The sequence below is a fragment of the Phenylobacterium sp. genome, from assembly GCF_030693805.1.
In the GTDB taxonomy this organism is placed as follows: Bacteria; Pseudomonadota; Alphaproteobacteria; order Caulobacterales; family Caulobacteraceae; genus Phenylobacterium.
Map to the genome: position 1 here is coordinate 1 of NZ_JAUXZW010000194.1, position 4,610 is coordinate 4,610.

General features: G+C 66.9%; 6 protein-coding genes. 2 read left to right on the forward strand and 4 right to left on the reverse strand.

Annotated features, from left to right (window positions below; translation table 11 throughout):
* The coding region (cobT, locus tag Q8M88_RS07875) for a cobaltochelatase subunit CobT (RefSeq protein WP_305596103.1) at nt 1–1,840 on the reverse strand (1,840 nt) is incomplete at its 3' end.
* Nucleotides 1,841–1,997: 157 nt separating this feature from the next.
* Here cobT and Q8M88_RS07880 point away from each other — a divergent pair.
* The gene (locus Q8M88_RS07880; protein ID WP_305596105.1) at nt 1,998–2,177 is read left to right on the forward strand and encodes a DUF1328 domain-containing protein; all 180 of its coding nucleotides are present in this window, start codon (nt 1,998–2,000) and stop codon (nt 2,175–2,177) included.
* A 77-nt stretch (nt 2,178–2,254) separates the two neighbouring features.
* Here Q8M88_RS07880 and cobS read toward each other — a convergent pair whose 3' ends face one another.
* Both cobS and Q8M88_RS07890 read right to left on the reverse strand, forming a co-directional pair.
* Complete coding sequence (gene cobS / locus Q8M88_RS07885; protein WP_305596107.1) at nt 2,255–3,256, reverse strand: cobaltochelatase subunit CobS; 1,002 nt, start codon at nt 3,254–3,256, stop codon at nt 2,255–2,257.
* 86 nt (nt 3,257–3,342) lie between these two features.
* The gene (locus tag Q8M88_RS07890; protein WP_305596109.1) at nt 3,343–3,993 is read right to left on the reverse strand and encodes a DnaJ domain-containing protein; all 651 of its coding nucleotides are present in this window, start codon (nt 3,991–3,993) and stop codon (nt 3,343–3,345) included.
* A 52-nt stretch (nt 3,994–4,045) separates the two neighbouring features.
* Here Q8M88_RS07890 and Q8M88_RS07895 point away from each other — a divergent pair, with 52 nt between their 5' ends.
* Entirely contained in the window at nt 4,046–4,318 is a 273-nt protein-coding gene (locus Q8M88_RS07895) for a BolA family transcriptional regulator (protein ID WP_305596111.1), read from the forward strand.
* Nucleotides 4,319–4,325: 7 nt separating this feature from the next.
* Here the strand turns inward: Q8M88_RS07895 and Q8M88_RS07900 are convergent.
* A partial coding sequence (locus tag Q8M88_RS07900; RefSeq protein ID WP_305596113.1) for a hypothetical protein occupies nt 4,326–4,610 on the reverse strand: 285 nt, incomplete at its 5' end.

Genomic DNA, 4,610 nt, shown 5'->3' on the forward strand with positions numbered 1-4,610 from the left:
CGCGGGTCGCCTTCTTCACGTCCTCTTCGAACAGCCCCGCCAGCTGTTCGACGATCGCGCCAGCCAGTTGCTCGACGTCGACGATGGTCACCGCGCGACGATAGTAGCGGGTGACGTCGTGGCCGATGCCGATGGCGATCAACTGCACGGGGCTCTTCGCCTCGATCTCGGCGATCACCTCGCGCAGGTGGCGGTCCAGGTAGTGGCCGGAGTTCACCGACCGGGTCGAATCGTCGACCGGCGCGCCATCGGAGATCACCATCAGGATGCGACGCTGCTCGGGCCGCCCGATCAGGCGATGGTGCGCCCAGATCAACGCTTCGCCGTCGATGTTTTCCTTGAGCAGGCCTTCGCGCATCATCAGGCCCAGGTTGCGGCGCGCGCGGCGCCACGGCATGTCGGCGGCCTTGTAGATGATGTGGCGCAGATCGTTCAGGCGCCCGGGCTGGGCAGGCTTGCCGGCCCGCAGCCAGTCCTCACGCGCCGCGCCGCCCTTCCACGCTCGGGTGGTGAAGCCGAGGATCTCGGTCTTCACGCCGCAGCGCTCAAGAGTGCGGGCCAGAATGTCGGCGCAGACCGCCGCCACCATGATCGGCCGTCCGCGCATCGAGCCTGAGTTGTCGATCAGGATGGTCACCACCGTGTCGCGGAATTCGGTCTCCTCCTCGTCCTTGAACGAGAGCGGGGCGGTGGGGTCGGTGATCACCCGGGTGAGGCGCGCGACGTCGAGGATGCCTTCCTCGAGATCGAAGCTCCAGGCGCGGTTCTGCTGAGCCAGCAGCTTGCGCTGCAGCCGGTTGGCCAACCGGGACACCACGTTCGACAGGTTGGCCAAGTGCTGGTCGAGATAGCCGCGCAGCCGGCTCAGTTCCTCGCCGTCGCACAGCTCCTCAGCCGGCACGATCTCGTCGTGGGAGGCGGTGAACACCCGATAGGTGATCTTGCCGTCGGTGTCGGGTTGCGGCCTGGCCGGCTGGGCGCCTTCGCCCATCTCAGGCGGCTCGTCGCTCTCCTCGCCGTCGGGATTGGGCTCGGCCTGCATGGTCTGGCTGTCGCCGGGATCGGGATCGCCGCTGTCGTCCTCCTCGTAGCTCGACTGCTGCGGCGACTGGGTGTCGGCGTCGCCTTCGTCTTCCTGGTCGAGCTCGTTGGAGTCGCCTTCGTTGTCCTGGGCGTCCTGGTCATCCTGCGTGTCGACATCCTGCAGTTCGTCGCCGATCTCCAGGTCGTGCAGGATCGCCCGGGCGACGCGCGCATAGGCCTGCTGGTCCTCCAGCACCGAGGACAGCTTGTCGAGGTCGGGGCCAGCCTTGGTCTCGATGTCGGCGCGCAGGGCGTCCACCAGCGGCCGGATGGCCAGCGGCGGCTTCTCGCCGGTCAGCCGCTCGCGCACGATCATCGAGACGATGTCGACCATCGGCGGATCGTTCAGCGCCTCCAGGGTGTGGAAATTGCGCCGGGCGTATGTCTGGTCGAGCAGGGAAGCTAGGTTCGCGCGCACCCCGCCCAAGGCGTTGGCGCCGATGGCCTCCACGCGCACCTGTTCGATGGCGTCGTAGAGCGGCGTCGCCTCCGGAGATTTAGGCCGCAGGCGGGCGTGGGATTCGATGTCGTGATGGGCGACGCGGAGCGCCATCTGGTCGGCGAGGCCGCGGATGCGCGAGGCGTCCGCCGCAGTCAGGTCGCGTGGCGGATGCGGCAACACAGCCCGGTTGCCGACCAGCGATGGACCCTCGCCGGAATAGACGATCTCCAGGTCGGCGGTTTCGGCCAGCGAACGCGCGGCGTGCGCCAAGGCGCGCTTGAACGGTTCGACCGGGCTTTGGGGATCTTTTGCCATTGCTGTGGTCATTAAAGCAGGCGTCGAGGGCGGCGGAAGGAGAAATCGCCGGCTGGCGCTCGGATTACCGTAGTTGCGGCGTGCAGGCCTGCGGAACGCCGCTGTCAGAACCGCGTTTCCCCAGTGGGTCAAAGCGACCCCTTAGCGGGAGATACACATGCTCAAGTGGGCGCTGATTTTCGCCGTCGTGGCCCTGATTGCGGGTGCGCTCGGCTTCGGCGGCATCGCGGGCGCGGCGGCGGGCATCGCCAAGCTGCTGTTCTTCGTGTTTGTCGTTGGCTTCCTGATCTTCCTGGCGCTCGGCGTGTTCGCCGGCCGGAAGATCACCGGCGGATAGGGGCCGGATCCGGCGACGGAGAAGCCCCCGCGCGCCAGCGGCCGCGGGGGCTTTTTCTTGCGCGGTCGTTAAGGTTGCTAGGCGACGCGGACGCGCGCCGCGCTCTCGGGCAGGTCGGCGCCGAAGGCGCGCTGGAAGAACTCCGCGACCGTCGCGCGTTCCAGCTCGTCGCACTTGTTCAGGAAGGTCATCCGGAAGCCCAAGGCGACGTCGCCGCCGAAGATCTCGGTGTTCTGCGCCCAGGTGATCACCGTGCGGGGGCTCATCACCGTGGAGATGTCGCCGTTCATGAAGGCGTTGCGGGTCATGTCGGCGACACGGACCATGGCGGCCAGCGTACGGCGGCCCTCAGGCGTGTCGTAGGTCGGGGCCTTGGCCAGCACGATCTCGGCTTCCACGTCGTGCGCCAGGTAGTTCAGCGTGGTGACGATCGACCAGCGGTCCATCTGGCCCTGATTGATCTGCTGGGTGCCGTGATAGAGCCCGGTGGTGTCGCCCAGGCCGATGGTGTTGGTCGTCGAGAACAGCCGGAACCACGGGTTCGGGCGAATCACCCGGTTCTGGTCCAGCAGGGTCAGCTTGCCCTGCGCTTCCAGCACTCGCTGGATGACGAACATCACATCCGGGCGGCCGGCGTCGTACTCGTCGAACACCAGGGCGATCGGCCGCTGGATCGCCCACGGCAGCATGCCCTCGCGGAATTCGGTGACCTGCTTGCCGTCCTTCAGGACGATGGCGTCCTTGCCGACCAGGTCGATGCGCGACACGTGGCTGTCGAGGTTCACACGGACCAGCGGCCAGTTCAGCCGCGCCGCCACCTGCTCGATGTGCGTCGACTTGCCAGTGCCGTGATAGCCCTGGACCATCACGCGGCGGTCGTGGGTGAACCCGGCCAGAATCGCCCGCGTCGTCTCGGGGTCGAACTTATAGGCGGGATCGAAATCCGGCACGTGCGGATCGCGCGTGCTGTAGGCCGGCGCCATCAGGTCGCTATCCAGCCCGAAAGCCTCGCGGACGGACACCTTGGTGTCCGGGGCCAGCAGAAGCAGCTTATCGTCAGTCTCGTCGAAGGCGGTCATCGCGCTGTGTCGATTACATAGTTATGGGGTCAAAGGAAACGGGTGATTCCGGAGACGGCGAGCGGTCGCCGCCGCAGGGGCAGGGACTACACCATCCCGGCTTTGCGCAGCGATTGATAGGCCTTGATCACACGCTGCAACTTGTTTTCGGACGACCGGTCGCCGCCGTTGGCGTCCGGGTGGCAGCGCTTCACCAGTTCGGTGTAGCGCGCGCGGATGCTGGGCCCGTCGGCCGCGTCGTCGAGATCGAGATCTGCCAGCGCATTGCGCTCCAGCTTCCCCAGACTCCGACCAGACGAGCTCGGGTTCGGTTGCCCGGCGTTGCGGCCGAACATGTCGAAGGGGTCGCGATAGCCCTGGCCCTTGGCGAACTTGCCGGCGAAGGCGCCCGCCGCCTCGCGGGAGCGGTTCGAGGCCTTGAAGTCCCAGGTGGGCCGGCCGCCGGTGAACATCTCGTTCTCCTGGCGCGCGCGGATCTCGCCCTCGCTCATGCCCTGGAAGAAGTTCCAGCTGCGATTGTACTCCGCGGCGTGCGGCTGACAGAACCAGTAGTGCTCGTTCAGCATGTCGCGCGACTTCGGCGCGCGCGCCGTCGCCGCCACCCGGCAGCCCGGGTGATCGCAGGCCCTTTCGCCGGGCTTCAGCGCCCACACGTCCTCGGCCGCGGCCTCCTCCTCAGTGGGAGGCCGGACCCGGATGTCGACGAACTTCGGCTTATATTGAAACGCGCCTGCCATGAGCCAAGTATGGGGGGACCTGAATCCCTTTCAAGAATTGAAGATGCCGACGATGGGCGCCATATTCGAAGCCATCCGCAACAAGCTGAACCACGCCTTCGATCCCACGCGGCTGGAGATCGAGGACGACTCGGGACGCCACGCCGGCCATTCCGGCGCGCGTGAAAGCGGCGAGAGCCACTTCAACGTCACCATCGAATCACAAGCCTTCGCTGGCGCTTCCCGCGTCGCGCGCCAGCGGATGGTGCATCAGGCGCTGGCCGAGGAGCTGGCCGGCCCGGTGCATGCGCTGGCGATCAGAGCGCTCGCGCCAGGCGAGGCCTGAGCCGGCGTCAAACGCCGGCGGCGGCGCGCAGTTCCCCCAGGATCCGCGCCAGGTCTGTTTCGCGGAACGGCTTCTGCAGAACCAGCGAACCCTTGTCGACCTCGCGTAGGCCCGCGTCGCCATAACCGGTGGCGAAGGCGAACGGCGCTCCCCTTGCACGCAGGATGTCGGCCAGAGGGAAAATCGGCTGACCGCCCAGGTTCACATCCAGCACCGCGCAATCCAGCTCCGAGGCGTTGGCGAGCGCGATAGATCGGACGAGCGTCATGTAGGTAAAGAGTCTGATACTGGG